Source organism: Desulfuromonas sp. (assembly GCA_002869615.1).
Classification (GTDB): domain Bacteria; phylum Desulfobacterota; class Desulfuromonadia; order Desulfuromonadales; family UBA2294; genus BM707.
Genome location: PKUH01000024.1, coordinates 1 through 18,086, shown reverse-complemented (window position 1 = coordinate 18,086; position 18,086 = coordinate 1). Strand labels below are relative to the sequence as shown.

Annotated in this window: 15 protein-coding genes; 13 read left to right on the top strand and 2 right to left on the bottom strand. The window is 55.8% G+C overall.

Annotated features, from left to right (window positions below; translation table 11 throughout):
* Nucleotides 1-45: 45 nt before the first annotated feature.
* Entirely contained in the window at nucleotides 46-1,179 is a 1,134-nt protein-coding gene (locus tag C0623_03600) for a peptidase M20 (GenBank protein PLY02558.1), read from the bottom strand.
* 215 nt (nucleotides 1,180-1,394) lie between these two features.
* Here C0623_03600 and C0623_03595 point away from each other — a divergent pair, with 215 nt between their 5' ends.
* The 11 genes from C0623_03595 (at nucleotide 1,395) to C0623_03545 (ending at nucleotide 12,348) form a co-directional block, all read left to right on the top strand.
* Nucleotides 1,395-2,705 carry a peptidase M23 gene (locus tag C0623_03595; protein PLY02557.1) on the top strand — a complete coding sequence of 437 codons (1,311 nt, stop codon included), beginning with the start codon at nucleotides 1,395-1,397 and terminating at the stop codon, nucleotides 2,703-2,705.
* A 201-nt stretch (nucleotides 2,706-2,906) separates the two neighbouring features.
* Entirely contained in the window at nucleotides 2,907-4,667 is a 1,761-nt protein-coding gene (locus C0623_03590; protein ID PLY02598.1) for an aldehyde:ferredoxin oxidoreductase, read from the top strand.
* Complete coding sequence (locus tag C0623_03585) at nucleotides 4,664-5,827, top strand: aldolase (GenBank protein ID PLY02556.1); 1,164 nt, start codon at nucleotides 4,664-4,666, stop codon at nucleotides 5,825-5,827. The genes C0623_03590 and C0623_03585 overlap by 4 nt, the downstream gene beginning before the upstream one ends.
* A gap of 81 nt (nucleotides 5,828-5,908) precedes the next feature.
* Entirely contained in the window at nucleotides 5,909-7,270 is a 1,362-nt protein-coding gene (locus C0623_03580; protein PLY02555.1) for a hypothetical protein, read from the top strand.
* A 28-nt stretch (nucleotides 7,271-7,298) separates the two neighbouring features.
* Complete coding sequence (locus C0623_03575; GenBank protein PLY02554.1) at nucleotides 7,299-8,114, top strand: hypothetical protein; 816 nt, start codon at nucleotides 7,299-7,301, stop codon at nucleotides 8,112-8,114.
* Nucleotides 7,999-8,709 (top strand): DUF479 domain-containing protein, encoded by a 711-nt coding sequence (locus C0623_03570; protein ID PLY02553.1) that lies wholly within the window; start codon nucleotides 7,999-8,001, stop codon nucleotides 8,707-8,709. The genes C0623_03575 and C0623_03570 overlap by 116 nt, the downstream gene beginning before the upstream one ends.
* Nucleotides 8,710-8,983: 274 nt before the next feature.
* Nucleotides 8,984-9,265, top strand: coding sequence for a hypothetical protein (locus C0623_03565; GenBank protein PLY02552.1), 282 nt, complete (start codon nucleotides 8,984-8,986; stop codon nucleotides 9,263-9,265).
* Nucleotides 9,266-9,876: 611 nt separating this feature from the next.
* Nucleotides 9,877-10,326 (top strand): hypothetical protein, encoded by a 450-nt coding sequence (locus tag C0623_03560; GenBank protein ID PLY02551.1) that lies wholly within the window; start codon nucleotides 9,877-9,879, stop codon nucleotides 10,324-10,326.
* A gap of 131 nt (nucleotides 10,327-10,457) precedes the next feature.
* Nucleotides 10,458-10,931 carry a hypothetical protein gene (locus C0623_03555; GenBank protein PLY02550.1) on the top strand — a complete coding sequence of 158 codons (474 nt, stop codon included), beginning with the start codon at nucleotides 10,458-10,460 and terminating at the stop codon, nucleotides 10,929-10,931.
* 202 nt (nucleotides 10,932-11,133) lie between these two features.
* A complete protein-coding gene (locus tag C0623_03550; protein ID PLY02549.1) occupies nucleotides 11,134-11,631 on the top strand; it encodes a hypothetical protein in 498 nt (165 codons plus the stop codon).
* A 96-nt stretch (nucleotides 11,632-11,727) separates the two neighbouring features.
* Nucleotides 11,728-12,348: a hypothetical protein gene (locus tag C0623_03545; protein ID PLY02597.1), complete on the top strand. Its 621-nt coding sequence runs from the start codon at nucleotides 11,728-11,730 to the stop codon at nucleotides 12,346-12,348.
* A gap of 195 nt (nucleotides 12,349-12,543) precedes the next feature.
* On the opposite strand, the gene C0623_03540 is transcribed toward C0623_03545, so the two are convergent.
* The gene (locus C0623_03540) at nucleotides 12,544-13,869 is read right to left on the bottom strand and encodes a radical SAM protein (protein ID PLY02596.1); all 1,326 of its coding nucleotides are present in this window, start codon (nucleotides 13,867-13,869) and stop codon (nucleotides 12,544-12,546) included.
* Between the two features lie 81 nt (nucleotides 13,870-13,950).
* Here C0623_03540 and C0623_03535 point away from each other — a divergent pair, with 81 nt between their 5' ends.
* Entirely contained in the window at nucleotides 13,951-15,657 is a 1,707-nt protein-coding gene (locus tag C0623_03535; protein PLY02548.1) for a B12-binding domain-containing radical SAM protein, read from the top strand.
* 46 nt (nucleotides 15,658-15,703) lie between these two features.
* Nucleotides 15,704-17,581, top strand: coding sequence for a hypothetical protein (locus tag C0623_03530; protein ID PLY02547.1), 1,878 nt, complete (start codon nucleotides 15,704-15,706; stop codon nucleotides 17,579-17,581).
* The last annotated feature ends 505 nt before the right edge of the window (nucleotides 17,582-18,086 follow it).

Genomic DNA, 18,086 nt, shown 5'->3' with positions numbered 1-18,086 from the left:
TATACTCTAATTATATTTAAGTTATGCAATAATATTGCAACAGGTTCAAGCCTCACGGATCACTTCAACCAGGAACTCCGCCACCGCCATCAGGTCGGCGACCGCGACCTCTTCATCGGTTGAATGGACGTTCTGCATGCCGGTCCCGATGATGACCATCTCGATGCCGTTTTCATTGAAGATATTGGCGTCGCTGCCGCCACCGCCGAGGCGGTCCCGCATCTCCCGACCGATATTGGCTGCGGCCCGGTTGGCCAGGTCAACAATCGCGGCATCGGCGGCGACCGCCATTCGGGGGAAGTCGGGCCGGACCTCACTTTTGATGCTGGCCCGGACCACCGTACCATCAATTTCGCGCACCATCTCGTCGGCCGCCTCTTCAAAGCAGGCGAGCATGTGGGCCGTCTGGTCCGCCAGTTTTTCGGCATCATGGCTGCGCGCTTCGCCGCTCAGGATCACCTTTTCGGCAACGATATTTGTCGCCAGACCGCCATTGATCGTGCCGATGTTGGCGGTCGTTTCAAAATCGATGCGGCCGAGACGCATCCTGGCGACGGCCCGGGCCGCGACCTCGATCGCCGACACCCCTTTCTCCGGGGCAACACCGGCTTGGGCCGCCTGACCGTAAACCGTGACCTCGAACCGGTTGGCGCCCGGTGCCCGGCGGACAATCCAGTCGACACCCGGCGTATCGAGCGCGATACCCCGCTTTGAGCGGACCAGTGAATAATCGAGATGTTTGGCGCCGACCAGGCCGATCTCTTCGCCAATGGTCACCACGACCTCGAGCGGAGCATGCTCAATGCCCTGCTCCCGCACCACCTCGAGCGCTTCGATCAACTCGGCGATCCCGGCCTTGTCATCCGCCCCGAGAACCGTTTCGCCGGCCGTACGCACGACACCATCGACCAGAACCGGCTCGACATGATCACACGGTACGACTGTGTCCATGTGTACGGAGAACAGGAACGGCTCACCATCCCGGCTTCCCGGAAAGCGCGCGATCAGGTTGCTGACTTCACCGCCGACCCGGCCGGCGGCGACATCGTAAACGACCTCGGCCCCCATCCCGGCAAAACGTTTTTCCAGGTATTGTGCCATCGCGCTCTCTTTTAGAGACGGACTTGAAATTGCCGCCTGGCGCATAAATTCTTCGGTGATTCTTTCACGGTTGACCATAACTTCTCCTCTGTGTTATCGATGGGTCCGCCTGTTGCTTTTCAATTCCGGTTTTACGTCAACGGAGCACTGCTGGCAAGTCGATTTATCAAAAGCGCTGGACAGACGACATAATTTTATGATACTTATAGGCAGAATTATCACTAATTTAATATAATTATGCCATAATTCACACTCGGAAGGTCAACATTCCGGGTGTCAGGGACCGGGCTGTAATGAATCATGATTTCAATCCCCCCAGGGGATCCAACCTGCGCAACAAGCGCAAGCGACGTTCACTGCTGCCGCTCTACATGGTGGCGTTCGCTATCATTGCCATCTCCGTCCCCTTCATCTTCACCAATATCACACCCAACACCGAGGCCCACACCGAGGCACCGCCGAAAGAGATCGTCCCGGAAATCCGTCGGGAATTTATTGAAGGTGCGGTCAGCCAGGGCGATTCGATCAGCGTCCTCCTCGACGAATACCTGACCCTGCAGGAGATTGACGACCTCAACCGGAAGAGCCGTTCGGTCTTCCCGCTCTCCAGAATCTGCACCGGGCAGCCCTACAAGATCTGCCTGACCGAAGGCGAATTCGAACGCTTCGAATATGACATCAACAGCGACGAGCAGCTGATCATTATCCGCGGAACCGACAATTTCGATGTTTCGCGCCAGCCGATCGACTACATGATCAAAACCGATCTCGTTCGCGGCACGATCGAAACCTCGCTCTTCGATGCCGTCACGTCGACCGACGAGGCACCCGAGCTGGCGATGAACCTCGCCGATATCTTTGCCTGGGACATCGACTTCATTCTCGACATCCGCAAGGGCGACTCCTTCCAAGCGCTGGTTGAAAAACGTTTCCGCGATGGCGAACCGGCCGGTTATGGCCGCATCCTCGCCGCCGAATTCAATAACCGTGGCGAGACCTTCCGCGCCTTCTATTACAGGGATGGCGAAAGCCGTGCCGGCTACTACGATGAGAATGGCGAAAGCGTCCGCAAGATGTTCCTGAAAGCGCCGCTCTCTTTCTCGAGGATCTCATCCGGTTTCACCATGCGCCGCTACCACCCGATCACCAAGACCTGGAAGGCACACCCGGCGATCGATTATGCCGCCCCGACCGGCACCCCGATCAAGGCCGTCGGCGACGGCACCATTGTCAAGATCGCCAAGGACCGCAACAACGGTCGTCATATCAAGCTCCGTCACAACGGCACCTACCAGACCCTCTACCTGCACATGAACAGCTTTGCCCGGGGCATGAAGAAGGGCAAGCGGGTCTCCCAGGGGCAGGTTATCGGTTATGTCGGCAGCACCGGACTGGCCACCGGACCACACCTCTGCTTCCGGATGTACAAGCATGGCCGACCGGTCAATCCATCGCGGGTCAAGGCCAAATCGGCCAAGCCGGTCTCCGAGGCAAACCTGACCGCCTTCAAATCGACGATCGAGCCATTGCTCGCCCGGTTCGAGTCGCGAACCATGGTCGCCCGTAGTGATCATCAGTCCGGCGAAACGATCGAGCAGCAGTAAGCCTGTTCCCTCAGCTCAGCTCCCTGATCATGACAAACTGCTTCAAGTCTCTGGCCGCTCCGGAAAGAGCTTGACAACACCCGCCTGTTATCGGTGATTATGTCTGCGAAGGATCCGGCACTGCGTCAGCCGGACGAAAGCCGCACTGCCAGACCCGACGGCCACGTTCCGGACAATAATAATCGATATGAGAAATACCACATGAGCGTTTCTGGAAAACAACCGTTCGGCTGGCAAGGCCAGGCCCTGCACGTCAACCTGAGTACCGGTACTATCCATTCGCAACCGATCCCCGGAGAATGGCTGTCGAATTATCTCGGCGGCCGCGGCCTCGGGGTCAGGATGATGCGCGATTACTACCGCCTTGACCCATTCGATCCCGACATGCCGCTGATCTTCGCCGTCGGTCCGCTGTGCGGCACCGCCGCCCCGACCGCGGCCCGGCTTGCCGTGGTGAGCCGGTCGCCCCTGACCAACACAATTTATGACTGCTCGGCCGGCGGCCGTTTCGCCTACCGGCTCAAGCAGGCCGGTTACGATGCCCTGGTTGTGACCGGGACAAGCAGCCGGCCGGTCGCCCTCAATATCACCGCAGACGGCGCCCGGCTCGACGACGCGACACTGCTCTGGGGAGAACCGGTTTCGGCGACCGTGCGCGCCTTCGCCAACGCCAGCAGCGTCGCCGCGATCGGTCCGGCCGGAGAGAATGGCGTGCTCTACGCCTCGATCATGATGAGCGAAGGGAACGCCGTCGGTCGCGGCGGCCTCGGCGCCGTAATGGGCCATAAAAAACTCAAGGCGATCACCGTCAAAGGTGATCGAAAGACCCGGGTCGCCGACCCGGATCGACTGCGCCTGGCGCAGCAGGATATTATGCGCCTGTTCCGGGCGTCGCCGGTCATTTTCGGCGAGCTCGGCATTGCCGAATACGGCACCCCGGCCCTGGTCGATTTGATGGCGCAGCGGCGCATGGCGCCGACCGACAATTTTCGGAAGACGCTGTTCGCGAATTCATCGAACTACTCCGGACCGGCGATCCGCAAACACTTCGCGGCCAGGAAAGACGGCTGCTACGCCTGCCCGATCCAGTGCAAGAAAAGCACGCCGCAAGGCGAACACCTGCCGGAGTATGAAACCGTCTCCCACTTCGGGGCGCTGAACCGGATCGACGATCTGCACACCATCGTCAAGGCGAACACCCTCTGCAACGAAATGGGCCTCGACACCATCACCGCCGCCGCGACCCTTGCCGCCTGGGGTGAAATCAGGGGCGAATTCCCGACCGCGACCGAGCTCGGGGAGCTGCTCGCGGCGATTGCCCACCGCAACGGCGATGGCGACCTGCTCGCCCTCGGTTCGCGGCGAATGGCGCAACAGCTCGGCCATCCGGAGGTCGCGATGGCGGTCAAATCGCTTGAGCTGCCGGCCTACGACCCGCGCGGCGCTTACGGCATGGCCCTCGCCTACTGCACCAGCAACCGGGGTGGCTGTCATCTCCGCGCCTACCCGATCTCGCACGAAATTCTGCGCAAACCGGTCGCAACCGATCGCTTCTCGTTCGCCGGCAAAGCCCGGATAATCAAGATCGCCGAGGACAGCAACGCCGTTATCGACTCACTGGTCGCCTGCAAATTCTCGTTTTTCGGAGCATCACTCGAAGAGTACGCCGAAGCTCTGTCAGCAGTCACCGGCCATGATTACTCACCGCAGGAACTCAAGCGGATCGGTGAACGGATCTACCTGACCGAACGGTTTTATAATATCGAAAACGGCTTCGCCGATACTGATGATATCCTGCCGGAGCGTTTCTTCACGGAGGAGGGAAGCAGCGGTGACGGCATCTCCATCAACCCGATTGATCGAACCCGCTTCCTCGAGGAGCGCCGGAAATACTACCGGATCAGAGGCCTCGACGATCACGGCCGGTTTACCGACTCCGACTTCCTCGGGCAGCAACCATGATCAGGCAGGCACAGAAATTCCTCGACAAGCTCGAACTGGACCGGACCGGGCGGCCGGGACGGAGCGCCCTGCTCGCCAACGACGATCGCATCGTCGGCACCGGGGCTGACGATCTCTGTCAATTGGGACACGAATTGCTCGAGCGCCTCAACGTGGTCGCCGTCGCCCTGGTCGAACCGGCCCTCCCCTTTGCCGACTTCCTGATCAGAAAAGCCGGTCGGGCCGAGTCCTGCCTGGTCCCCCGCGACACCGAAACCCGGACCTTTCTGCACGACATCCCGTTTGTCCGGCACCAGGAGTTGGCGACGCAGCCGGCCGATCAACTCGCCCGCCTGCTCGGCAACCGCAAGGGCATCCTGGTCGAGGGACTCGGCATTATCGCCACCGGCGCGGTCACCCCGGAGCAGGCCTACATCAATGTTTCCTCGATTTTTCACTCGGTGTTCGTCAAGTACCTGCTCGATATCCTCGGCGAAAAGAGTCTCTCCGCAGAGGAACAACTGGCGCTCGCCGATTTTCAGAAAAACTGGCTCAAGCCGCTTGCATCGGATATCGCGTTCGCGCCGGCAGGGACACTCGACGAACGGGCACACATTCTCGATGAGATCTGTCGAATCGGCCGCGAAACGGTGCGGCTCGGACTGGTCGACTCGTTCTTCGGCAATATCAGCCTGCGCCATCAGGAGACGATCTATATCTCCCAGACCGCCGCCTCCCTCGACGAGCTCGAAGGGTGCATCGACCCGGTTCCGATCGACAACTCGTCGACCTGCGGTATCACTGCATCGAGCGAACTGCTGGCGCACCAGAAGGTTTATGCTCAAACCGGCGCCCGGACCCTGCTGCACGGACATCCGAAATTTGCCGTCATCATGAGCATGATCTGTGAAACGGCCGAGTGCCCGATCACCGATTGCTGGAAAGATTGCCCGCATGTTCGCCAGGTCGGCACTATCCCGATTGTTGCCGGAGAAGTCGGCGCCGGCGGCCTGGCTGAACGCATCGCCCCGGTGATCGGCGAGCCCGGAGCGGTCATGGTTTTCGGACATGGTGTTTTTGCAATCGGCCGGGATGGCTTCAGGGACGCCCTGGCCGCCATGATTGCCACCGAAGAATGGTGCCGGAATGAATATTTCCGGCGGCTCGAAGCTAACGGTTGACTATTGACAAAATCTGGTTTTAAATAGTCGGATTGTTTGTAACCTTTACTACTTGTCCGTTTTAATACTGTTGGGGGCCGTATGGCAGCTGCAATGAAACTCGGTGAACTCCTGGTCCAGGAGGGTGTAATCTCGCCTCATCAACTCGAGGAGGCGTTGAAATACCAGGTTATTTTTGGTGGCAAGCTCGGCACCAACCTGATCGAGCTCGACTTCGTTCGTGAAGATGATATCGCCAAGACCCTGAGCCGCATGCTCCGGGTTCCGCTCGTTTCCGGTGAAGAACTCCACAATATTCCGGATGATGTGATCCACCTTATCCCCCGCGACATTGCCGAACAGTACCAGGTCGTACCTTTTTCGATCGAACATCGCAAGCTGACCCTGGTCATGGCCAACCCGTCCGACCTCAAGGCGATCGATGAGATCTCCTTCCGGACCGGTCTGATCGTGCGTCCGGCTGTCGCCGCCGAAGTTCGTCTGATCCTCGCCCTGGAAAAGTATTACCACATCCCGCGGGAAATCCGCTACGTCCAGGTCAGCAAGAAAGTCGAGGGATCTTTACGCGATGAATTAGAGGTCAGCTCACCTGACAAGGTCGGCAACGAAATCATGCCGGAAGAAGTTCCGGCCACCGTTGCGCCAAAAATCAAGGACATGGAGACGCAGCGACAGAAACACCTCGAGGCCAGGAAGAAAGAATCTGAGCAGGAAGCGATAGAGAAGACCAAGCAGGAGACGAAAAAGAAAACGGCCCGCACGATAAAGTTTGAAGATGACGAAGACGACGAAGTGATCGAGGAGCCGCCGAAGCCGGCAGCGCCAGAGCGAAAGCCGGCTGCCGCTCCACCGAAACCGGCGGCGCCGGCAAAAAAACCGGAGCCCGAGCCGGACGAAGTCTTTGATCTCGCCGAGGCCGATATCGTTGAGGAGAGCATCGCGAGTATTGATTCTTTCTCGATCGAGGAAGTCTTCAAACACCTGGCCGATCCGGCTGATCGCGAGGATATTGCCGACAGCCTGATCGCGCATCTCGGCCAGGAAGTCGACCGCGCCGCCCTCTTCCAGATCCGTGGACAAGTAGTTCAGGGATGGAAACTTTATGTCGATGTTAAGCCCAAAACCGATTTCGGGCAGTTCCAGATTACCCTCGATCACCCCTCGATCCTGAAGACGGTCATCGACACCGCCAGTTACTATATCGGCCCGATCCCGAAAGCCAGCGCCGACAATCTCCGGCTCGTTGAATCGATGGGCGGCAATATGCCGCCGACCGCCCTGCTCGTTCCGGTTATCGTCATGGGCCGGGTTGTCACCATCATCTATATCGACGACAAAAGCGCCGACCTGCCGGAGAAACTGCTCGATCTGCAGAAACTGGCGGCGAAGATGGCGATGTCGTTTGAGATCCTGATCCTCAAGAACAAGATCCTCATGATGTAATCAATCCGGAGCCCGCGGGCACAGGATCATGGCTAAACCTTGTCACATTGAAAACTACATCTCAGCTGAAGAATCAGTCCATACCGCCCTGGCCAATGCCGGGGCGTTTGACGTTTTGCGTGACCAACGGAAAATCCTGATCAAGCCGAACCTGGTCAATGCGTCACCACCGCCGATCACCCTGCCGGTCAGTATCGCCGAAGCATTGGTTGTCGCCATTTCAGAAAACTGTGACGGCGAGATTGTCATCGCCGAAGGGAGCGGTGACCGCCAGCTTTCGACCACCGAAATCTACCAGGAGCTCGGCTATCGCCAGATTGCCGTCCGTCACAACATCCCGCTGATCGACCTCAACGAGGCGCCACTGCGCCGTCTGGAAATCAGCGACTGCACGATTTTCCCGGAGATGTACCTGCCGGAGATCCTGTTCGAAAGTTTTGTCGTCTCGGTGCCGGTGCTCAAGGCCCATTCGCTGGCCGATGTAACGGTTTCGATGAAAAACATGATCGGCTGCGCCCCACCGAGCCACTATCAGCAGGGCGGCTACTGGAAGAAATCATCCTTTCACAACCGGATGCACCAATCGATCTTCGAGCTGAACCGCCACCGCGCCCCCGACCTCGCCCTCGTCGATGCCAGCATCGGCATGCCGGAATACCACCTCGGCGGCGCCCACTGCGAACCGCCGCTCGGCAAGCTGATCGTCGGCACCGATCCGGTCGCCGTTGATGCGGCCGGTGCCGCCTTGCTCGGCCTCGACTGGACCGATATCGAGCATATCCGTATGGCGGACGGCGTCCTCGGAAGCGGTGAAACGGGACAGCAGACCGTTTCCGCCTTATAATCTCAGTATGAACTACCTGATGCACCTCCACCTCTCCGATCCGACCCCCCTCGTCCGCCTCGGCAATATGATGGGCGATTTCGTCAAAGGACGGCTCGAAAAGGCACCCTACCATCCGCAGATCATCCACGGCCTGCGTCAGCACCGGAGCATCGATTCCTTTTCCCAGGTCAGCCCGGCGGTCAACGCCAGCCGTGAACGGATCGATCCCCGCTTTGGCTATTTCCGCGGCATTCTCATCGATGTATTCTACGATCACTTCCTTGCCCGCAACTGGGACCGGCACGCCGAGGGGACCCTCGAGGAATTCGCCTTAGAGACCTACCTCCTGCTCGAGGAATACCAACACATCCTGCCGGAAAAGCTACAAGCTGTCGCCCCACGCATGATTCAATACAACTGGCTCGTCTCCTACCGCGAGGTCGAGGTGATGGAGCGCGCCCTGATCCGCATTGGTGAGCGGATCAAGCGGGAGAATCCGCTGGCCGAGGGGTATGGTGAGTTACTGAAACATTATGACGAGCTGGAAGAAGACTCTGCCCGCTTCCTGGTCGAAGCCCAACGGCACCTGCAAGAAAAATTCAGGAGCACCTGATTTTCCCTCCAGATGTAAGAAAAATGTAAGAAATGGTTGCTATAATGAGCCGAATTATTTTTGAGTATACCTGATAATTTTTTTCGTCATTTGACGGAATTATGGGTAACTTTTTTGTTTATTAAATTGATGGGAATTGGTCGCATTTTCATTTTCAATATTACAGATCAAAATGTTAAGTTGCTGGAATCATGAAGCTGTAGCCAGTTCTTTAGTAATTCACAGTGAATATTATGCGGAAATAATTCCGTCTAATCAGTAGTTAGCCACATATATGGAAAATTCTATTGTCATACTTGTCAGACTGTTTATATTCGTCCCAATTTTTATTATCGGTGGGATTGTCAGTTTTGCCATAATTGTGTTAGCTGAAAACAACACTCCCACGCAAAAAATTGAAGCAATAGCATTCTTCATTGCTTTTCTCCCAACTTTAATTGTGGCTTTCCTACCAACTAAAATATTAGTCAAGCCACCTTTGTTACTTAAAATTTACTATTTCTATATTGGCTTATTTATAACGGTGGGCATGTTCATCTCTATGCTTAAATCGTAGAGGTCGAATGGCTAACCAATTGCTCAAGCGGACTGGGAAATACGGCGGTGGTTCGCGTAAAGGTTTCTACTAATTTGAAAGTGACCAGGCCCAGCCCGCTTAGCTTGGTCCGTTGATATGGAATGAGTAAACATATCTCACAGCTTGTCAATTTTATAAGAGACGGCATATTAGCATCATCGCCTATCTTGATATCATTATTCATAGCGTATTTAATTACACTGAAAAATGGTGATCCATATAGTGCCTTAAATTACACGTTGGTAATATCCCTGACAATCACCAGTTTTCCGTGGTCTTTTATGTTAGGCCCGATAGTTGGTAACGAATTATTTTTAACTTCATTAATCATTGCAACCATAATGAATGGAGCAATAATTTCCAAATTCATAACCAAACGGTACGCTTTCATCTTTTCTTTATTTATTTCAATATTGGTATTTATATTGTTTTTGGTTCTGTAGCTTTAAAGAGAATTTCTAACAAACTAATCAACCAGACGGAAAATACGTCTGTGTGAATCTGAAAAGCAAAATGTCTAAAATTGCGGTGGTGTTCGAACATTTCGTCGCCGCCGATTATCATGAACCGTTGATAAAAAAGGAGTTGCAATGAAAAACCATCTATTTGTGACATCATTGCTCATCATCATGCTGACACTGACCCCCGTGATAACGCATGCGGGTCAAGCCGCTCAGGATTTAGCAGTTTGCCTTACTGACTCGATTAATGGCAAAGAAAGAAAAAACCTGGCTAAATGGATTTACTTTGGGATGTCTACGCATAGCACCATTAAACCGTACACAAAAGCGACGCAGAAAGATTTCGATGGTATGAACAAATATGTCGGCGGGTTAATAACACGTCTTATGACCGAAGATTGTCCGCAGACGGCTAATGCAGCCTTTAAAGAAGGTGGCACCTCATCGATTCAATATGCGTTCGGAATCGTGGGAGAAGTTGCCATGCAGGAGTTGATGACCGAGCCGAGCGTTTCTCAAGCTCTTGGAGCATTCGAAAAATATCTTGATCAAGACAAGTTCGACCAAACATTTCAATAAGGGTGTCCACCCATCCAGTCAAGGACCGGAAAGGTATTGATAGGAGGCGGGAAGTTCGATGAGGATGATATGACCGGTCGCCAATGCTTTTCGCGAACTATTGACTGAAAATCAACGGAGGGGGAATTAAAATGGTCAATGCAATATTGGGGTTCACAATACTATTGGGCAGCATTATTCCACTTGGAAGCGTGGTACTAAAGAACATTTCGAATGGGATGTATGGTCAGTTTTTCAGGCAGTACCCTCCCGTTCTTTACCATTTATCAGGTTTGTTTTTGACATACATACCGACCGCGATTTTGCTCTATTTGATTTTCAAAAAATTGAACATTGCAAAAAGAATTCAACGTCATTACCTCAGCAACACCTTGTTTGGAATTGGAAATTTTATTTTTATTTCATATATCACTATACGGTTGTTCGCATCCACGATTGAAGGTGGCGGCGCCAGTTATGCCGTTATGCTGTTCGCAAGTTATTTTCTGATCCCTACCAAAATCATTTTATTTATAGCGGTTATCCGTTTTTTAATAGGGATAGAGCCGAGGCCTGCCAATGAATTGATTCAGAACGTCGACGTACCGACAGGCATTGCCGATTAGGCCTGGATCAGATTTGAGGAGGATCGTACTTTTTATCCTTATCTGTTAGGGTTAAAGTAATTCCACCTTACGATACGACCACGTAAAGGGACACACCAACCTGTCATCTGATCCTGGGTGACCAAAGTACAGGGCTACCAGGAGGACACTGTTACGAAGTTCCGTTTCGTATTGGCATCCTAAAAGGAAAACGAAATAACCGATGCACCATCTTTTCATCAAAAAGCGGCTCACCCTCTTCATCACCCTGATCCTTGCCACCCTGCTCGCCGGTTCAACCCTGGCCGACGCCCAGCCAAACATCACCCTCCCCGAAATCGGCGAAACCATCACCACCGAACGCGCTATCGAACTCTGCCGGCATTACCGGTTCCAGTATCTCGTCGACCGCATAACAGCCCACCCGGAGCGGTACAAAAGCTGGCGCTTCGACGGTGTATCAATGGCTCCGGACGGGCTCTTCGCGTGGCTGTTCGGCATTCCGAACATCACCGAAATCGCCCTGCGCCACGACCTGAAATATGCCTACGGCGAAAAAGGGAACACCGCGGAAAGACGGGCGGCTGACCTGGCATTGAAACAGGAGATCAAAGAGGATGGAGGATCAGCCTGGATCGCCCGGGTGATGTTCAAGGCCGTCAACAGGTTCGGCAAGGAGAAGTACCAGACCAGCTATTCCTGGGCTTTTGCCCACTATTGAATTCAAATCGAGTAAAAACTGTGCATATCCACCTGTCCGAATCAGGAAATGAAGGTTATAATAATGGAAAACAATAACCTTAAGGGGAAGATGACTATGAAAAAACTGTTTGTACTGATATCGATCGCCCTGCTGCTCAGCGCCTGTGCCGAGCCGATGACAAAAGCCCAGAAAGGCGCGCTGATCGGCGCTGCTTCCGGTGCCCTGGTCGGTCAGGCCGCACGCGGCGACACCAAAGGAACCCTGGTCGGGGCCACCCTCGGCGCCGCCACCGGTGCCGGCATCGGCCACTACATGGACGTCCAGGAGCAGAAGATGCGCAACGCCCTGGCCTCGGTCGAAGGGGTTAATATCGTCAGGGACGGCAACGTCCTGTTCGTGACCTTCCGTTCCGACAACCAGTTTAATGTCGGCTCGTTCACCCTGCTCGGTTCATCGCAGAGCGACGTCGCCCGGATGTCGGCGGTCCTCGCCGAATTCGAGAAGACCCGGATTGTTGTTTCCGGACACACCGACAGCACCGGCAGCGAGTCGCTGAACCAGACCCTCTCCGAACGCCGGGCCGGCGCAGTGCGCAATATCATGCTCGCCAACGGTGTTGCTGCCAGCCGGATTACCGCAGTCGGCTTCGGTGAGAGCCAGCCGATCGCCAGCAACGACACCAACTACGGCCGCCAGCTCAATCGACGGGTCGAGATCAAGATTACGCCGAAATAAGCGGTGAAGCGTTAGCTGTAAGCTGTAAGTTTTAAGCTGTAAGAAAAGAAAAGGGGGCTGTCCCGATGTGGACTGTTCCCTTTTATCTTTATCCGAGGGCTAAAGGGCTTTTGCTTTTGACTGCCACCCCGTTGCTCTTGAGCGGCTCTCATGTCAGCCCGCACCCGCGAACACAGACGTTCCGGTTACACAAAGTTATCCAATCGGCCAGTCACTCTCATGACCATCCGGATAGAAATTCTCTTTCGTCCGGTTAAAATAGCCGAACTGCAACTTCGGGATTCGCCGCTTCAGTTCATCGAGCATGGTCCGCATGCCGATACCCTCCCCCTCTTCGCCGGTCGCCTCCCAGTACACGGTCGGATCGAGACTGAGGTTGCGCATCTGGATCATATCGATACCGGTCTCTTCGACCAGGTCGGCCAGGGCATCGACCTCCGGCCGCTGGTCGCTGACTCCCGGAAACACCAGGTAGTTGAGCATGGTGTAGAGCCCGTTCGCCCGGGCCCGCCGGACCGATTCCATGACATCGGAAAAAGCGTAACCGGCCGGTCGGTAATAGGCATTATAAACATCCTCGCGCACCGAGTTGAGCGAAATCCGGATCGATTCGACCCCGGCCTCGGCCAGACGATCGATTGCATCCGGGATCGAGGCGTTGCTGTTGAAGTTGATGGTGCCGCGCGCCGTTGTCTGGCGCATCTGCCGCACCGATTCGCAGATGGTCTCGGCCTGGAGGATCGGATCGCCCTCGCAGCCCTGGCCGAACGAGACGATCGCATGCTCCGCCGCTTCGAGGTGCGGCACCGCGACTTCGCAGAGCTCCTGCACCGTCGGCACAAAGGTCAGCCGGTCCTGGCTGGCCGGACAGCAATCCGACTCCTGCAGCGAGATACAGCCGATGCAGCGTGAATTACAGGTTGGCGAGGTCGGAAGCGGCGCCTCCCAGCGCCGGAAGAAGAGGTTTTTGGCGGCGAAGCAGTGGTAATCGAGGGCACAGCGCGACAACTGCTCGAGCAGACGATTCTCCGGGTTTTCCTGCAACGCCTGGCGGACCAGCGGATCGAGCTGCCGGTCATCGAAATGTTCCGGCTGCCACTGCCGGTTGCGGTCGACACAGACCGCCGCCGCATAGAAGCGCTCCTCTTCGACACACCAGCCAACGGCGGTGTACGACCAGAGCGGCAGCATCTGCTTTTTCCGCTGCCAGGCGGCAGCCGGCAACAGGGTCCGGGTGTAGGCCGGAGTCAGAAAGGCCGAGACCGCCTGCGCCCGGCCGCCGCCCCAGCCCTGCGGCAAATGGTCACGCACAACCAGCTCGCCGCTTTTTCGATCGATTCCCATCGGCGGAGTGCCGGGGATGGTGAAGAGGCGGCTCCCCTCCGGCAGCGGGATCAGCTCATCGGCATGCGGGCTCCGGGCGGTCATGCCGTTCATGCCGGCGAGCAGCAGGTCGGGATGTTCGAAGACCTCGCCCTGCTCATCGGCGATTACGGCCAGTATGGTTTTGTTTTGACTCATCATAAGGGAAGATAACACAGGCCGAAAAAACGGTAAATCAACTTTCCATGTCGGCTCCCTTCCGTTATTATCTCTGGTGATATGCGAACCCTACTGACGACCCTGCACAGCAAATTCATCCACAACTCCCTCGCCCTGCCCTGCATCGCTGCCTACTGCGGCGACGCCTGTGGTGAAATACTGATCCGCGAGTACACCGTGCATGAACCGAAGGAGAACATTCTGTCGGCGATGCTCGCCGAGAAGCCGGACGTCATCGCATTTTCGACCTACATCTGGAACCGGCGCGAAACCCTCGAACTGGTCGACCTGCTGTCAACGGTCAACCCGGAGCTGAAGCTGGTCATCGGCGGCCCCGAGGTCTCCTTCGAAGATGCAGGGATTTTCACGCGCCACCCCGGCCTCACCGCCCTGATCCGGGGCGAAGGCGAGATCCCGATGCGGGGCCTTCTCAGCGCCTGGCAATATGGAAAGCAGCCGGCCGCGGTGCCACGACTCGCCTGGCGCGATGGCGATGCCATAGCCAACGGCCCGGATCTGCCGCCGCTCGACAACCTTGATGACATCCCCTCGCCGTTCAGCGGCGGCCTGGTCGACACCGCACGCGGCTTCGTTTACCTCGAAACCAGCCGCGGTTGCCCTTACAACTGCAGCTTCTGCATGAGCGCCCTCGACGATTCGGTACGATCATTTTCAATGGAACGGATCAAGGCCGATCTGAGCTGGCTGCTCGAGCAGCAGGTCGGCAAGGTCAAGCTGGTTGACCGCACCTTCAATTACGACGCGCCGCGCGCCTATGAGATCTTCAAGTTCATCCTCGACAACAACCGGGAGACGCATTTCCATTTTGAAATCGGCGGCCACCTGCTCGATGAGCCGACCCTGGAGCTGCTTGAACAGGTGCCGAAAGGGATGTTTCATTTCGAAATCGGGGTGCAATCGACGCTGCCCGAAACCCTGACCGCGATTGATCGCAAGGTCTCGCTCGATAAGCTGCTGAACAATATCGAACAGCTCAGCAAGAGAACCCGGATCGAACTCCATCTCGACCTGATCGCCGGGCTGCCCGGCGAAACCGCAGCCCAGTTCCTCGATTCGATCGACAGGCTGTTCGCGCTGAACCCGGATCACCTGCAAATCGAACCGGTCAAGCTGCTCCCCGGCGCGCCGTTGCGCGATGCGGCGAAAACGCAAAACTTGCGCTACGATCCCAATCCTCCGTACACCATTACCAGCAATAACGATCTCGACTTCGCTGACCTCGAGTGCCTCAGGGCGATCAGCAGATTTATAGATTTAACCTGGAATTCCGGACGTTTACGAAACTTTCTCCGGGCTGCTTCCGGGCTGACCGGCGGCATGAGCAAAACCCTTGAATTATTGGCTCTGCATTTGCAAAAGAAAGGACTGTTCCGCTTGCCGCTGTCACAAAATGGCATCTTCGAAGCGGTCTGCGCTGCTGTCGAGGAACTCTTCGCCGAGCCGGAGCGGCTGGTTCTGACAGAACACCTCGCCCGGGATTATGCCCTGTGTGAACGGGTGATCCCGGCCCGGGCTCCCGGGTTCTTCGACACCGGGTTGCGCCCGGACGAACAGACCATCGTCCGGCAGAGCGTGCAACAGCGGCAACTCGAGCTGCGCGGCCAGGGGACAAAGCTGCAATACTTTGCTGCCGTCTTCCGCCATCTCGATGATCGCCGGCGCCATATCCGGCTCTTCTTCTACCTGACCCGGTGCGGAACCGGCCGAAAGATCGATGAAATTATTTTCCCGGCTGACCGGGATTGAACTGAAGTGTATGATAGGCTTGGTCCATTAATTCTGGAGGAACCTCATGAGCATGGTGAATATCACCTGTCCGTACTGCGGCTTGACCAAAACCGTGCCACGCGACAAAGCACCGTCCAAACCGGTCAAGGTCAATTGCCCCAAGTGCAAACATCAATTCCCGCTCGATCCGGCGAAGCTGCAGGCGGCTGAGCCGCGTGATTCGGCCGCTTCAGGCGCGGCCCCGGGCTCGGCAGCGGCTGTTCCGCCGCGTCCGACACCGCCGCCGCAACAGCCTGCCGCCCCGGTCGATCCGCACGCCGGTCTCGGCGGCAGTCCGGAATCGATCGGCAACCTCTTCAGCCAGAGTTTCGGGGTTTTTGCCAGCCGTTTCTTCGTGCTGATCGGGCTCTACCTGCTGATGTTCATCATGACCCTGGCAGCAGGAGTGATCTTCGGCGGTGGCACCGCTGTCACCATGCCGCTGATTCCCGGCCTCGGCTGGCTGTTGATGCCACTCGGCAGCCTGGTCACGGCTCTCGTCATGTCATACGTCCTGTTCTGGGGGTATGGAGCCTTTGTCCATGCGGTTATCGATCAGAGTTGCGGTTTCGGCGAAGCGCTGCGGCGCGGCCGGGACCAGGTCTGGTCTTTCATGTGGGCCCTTTCACTCTCTTCATTTCTGATCGTCGGGGCCTATTTTCTTTTCTTCATCCCCGGCGTACTGTTTACAGTCTGGTTCCTTTTTGTTCCTTTCATCATCGCTGTTGAACAGGAACGGGGCATGAACTCGCTGCTCAAGAGTTATCAATACGTCAAGGGGCACGGCTGGAACACCTTTTTCAAAGTCGTCATCCTTGCCCTGATCTGCATGGCGGTGGGTGCCATTCCGCTGGTCGGTCCGCTTTTGTCGCTGCTGACCACACCATTCTCGCTGATATTCATCTTTACCATGTACTTTGATCTGCAGCAGATCAAGGGAACGCACCCGGTCAACGCTTCAACCGGCCGCAAGACAAAATGGATCGTCGCCGGCTCTGTCGGATACCTGGTCCTGCCGGTCATTATTTTCCTTGTTGCCGGTGGCGCTTTTTTTGGCGCCCTGATGGCACCCTTTACGAGCGACGATTTTAATTTCGAAATGCTTGACCAGCCGGGACTGCACCAGCAGAACAAAACCGGTCCACAGAATTCAACCGCTGCGGCTCCACCACAGAAGGTGATCGACAGCAACGCCACGCTGACGGTCAGCAACACCAGGGTGGAACCGGGCGCCACCATCTTTGTCAGCTTCAGCGGTATTGACGAACCGGCCGAGAAGGACTGGGTCGCCCTTTACCGGGTCGATGACCCGAATGAACAGTATGGAGAATTCGAATATCTCGGTTCGAGATCAAGCGGCACACTGACGTTCCTCGCTCCGGCCAGTCCCGGTATTTACGAAGCCCGTCTGTTTCTCGACTTTCCATCCGGCGGCTATTATGATGTGGCGAAATCACCGCAGATCCAGGTCGGAGAGATTATGGATCCGGCTGCTGTCGAACCGAAGAATGAGAGCAGCCCCCTCGATAAGTTCCGGCCGAAAGGGAGCACCGCCGGTGCCGTGAGTTTCAGCGGCCAGATCGATGATCAATCAAAGCTCTATATTTATATCTACGCAATTAATTACCAGGGCTCAGTCCGGGTTAACGGTCAGGATTTCTACCAGATCAAGGGTGAAGAGGATATGAGCTACAACTACACCGGCAGCGGCAGTCAGTTACAGCATGGCAACAACACGATCGATGTGACCTACAATTCCATCCCGGGGGACCCATGGATGACCAAAGTTCAGGTCAAGGTCTATACCTACGATTTTGATTCAAATAAAGAAGAGATTATCGCTGACTGGTCAACCGAGGAACCGACCGGCGAAACCCTGATCAATCTCGAATTGAATCCCTGATATCCGGAAATAGAGATCTCAAAGGGGCAGCGCACGCTGCCCCTTTTTTGGTATATCGCACTTTAAGATAGCTGTGAGTTTTAAGCTATAAGCTGTCAGAGAGAATCAGGAACAAATCTCAATACTTTTGCCTTTGACTCACCCCCGGAGCTCTTGAGGTCGCTCCCGTCAGCGCGATCACTAAACCGCAGCCCGACCGCAACCGCCACAGCGACGAACTGCGTTTGCCTCAAGGCAAACTCCCCGGTAGCACAGTTGAACAGAAACAATTTAGAACAAACAAAAAAGCCCCTGCAAGGGAGCGGTTTCTTTGGTTCGTTTCTTTATCGCTTAATAAAGAAATGAGCCCGGCTGCCGGGCCGGGACCCGGCGGTTCTTCCTGTCTCCTGGTCAGGGGACACTTCCCTGAACTTCGGGTAGTGTCCCCGTTCAGCTTTTCGACTCCGATCAGGAATCCATTGATGATTTTGACTCACCCCCGGAGCTCTTGAGGTCGCCCTTTGGT

Coding starts and splice junctions, on each gene's coding strand:
- C0623_03600 (PLY02558.1), bottom strand. CDS start 1,179: ATGGTCAACCGTGAAAGAATCACCGAAGAATTTATGCGCCAGGCGGCA.
- C0623_03595 (PLY02557.1), top strand. CDS start 1,395: ATGAATCATGATTTCAATCCCCCCAGGGGATCCAACCTGCGCAACAAG.
- C0623_03590 (PLY02598.1), top strand. CDS start 2,907: ATGAGCGTTTCTGGAAAACAACCGTTCGGCTGGCAAGGCCAGGCCCTG.
- C0623_03585 (PLY02556.1), top strand. CDS start 4,664: ATGATCAGGCAGGCACAGAAATTCCTCGACAAGCTCGAACTGGACCGG.
- C0623_03580 (PLY02555.1), top strand. CDS start 5,909: ATGGCAGCTGCAATGAAACTCGGTGAACTCCTGGTCCAGGAGGGTGTA.
- C0623_03575 (PLY02554.1), top strand. CDS start 7,299: ATGGCTAAACCTTGTCACATTGAAAACTACATCTCAGCTGAAGAATCA.
- C0623_03570 (PLY02553.1), top strand. CDS start 7,999: ATGCGGCCGGTGCCGCCTTGCTCGGCCTCGACTGGACCGATATCGAGC.
- C0623_03565 (PLY02552.1), top strand. CDS start 8,984: ATGGAAAATTCTATTGTCATACTTGTCAGACTGTTTATATTCGTCCCA.
- C0623_03560 (PLY02551.1), top strand. CDS start 9,877: ATGAAAAACCATCTATTTGTGACATCATTGCTCATCATCATGCTGACA.
- C0623_03555 (PLY02550.1), top strand. CDS start 10,458: ATGGTCAATGCAATATTGGGGTTCACAATACTATTGGGCAGCATTATT.
- C0623_03550 (PLY02549.1), top strand. CDS start 11,134: ATGCACCATCTTTTCATCAAAAAGCGGCTCACCCTCTTCATCACCCTG.
- C0623_03545 (PLY02597.1), top strand. CDS start 11,728: ATGAAAAAACTGTTTGTACTGATATCGATCGCCCTGCTGCTCAGCGCC.
- C0623_03540 (PLY02596.1), bottom strand. CDS start 13,869: ATGAGTCAAAACAAAACCATACTGGCCGTAATCGCCGATGAGCAGGGC.
- C0623_03535 (PLY02548.1), top strand. CDS start 13,951: ATGCGAACCCTACTGACGACCCTGCACAGCAAATTCATCCACAACTCC.
- C0623_03530 (PLY02547.1), top strand. CDS start 15,704: ATGAGCATGGTGAATATCACCTGTCCGTACTGCGGCTTGACCAAAACC.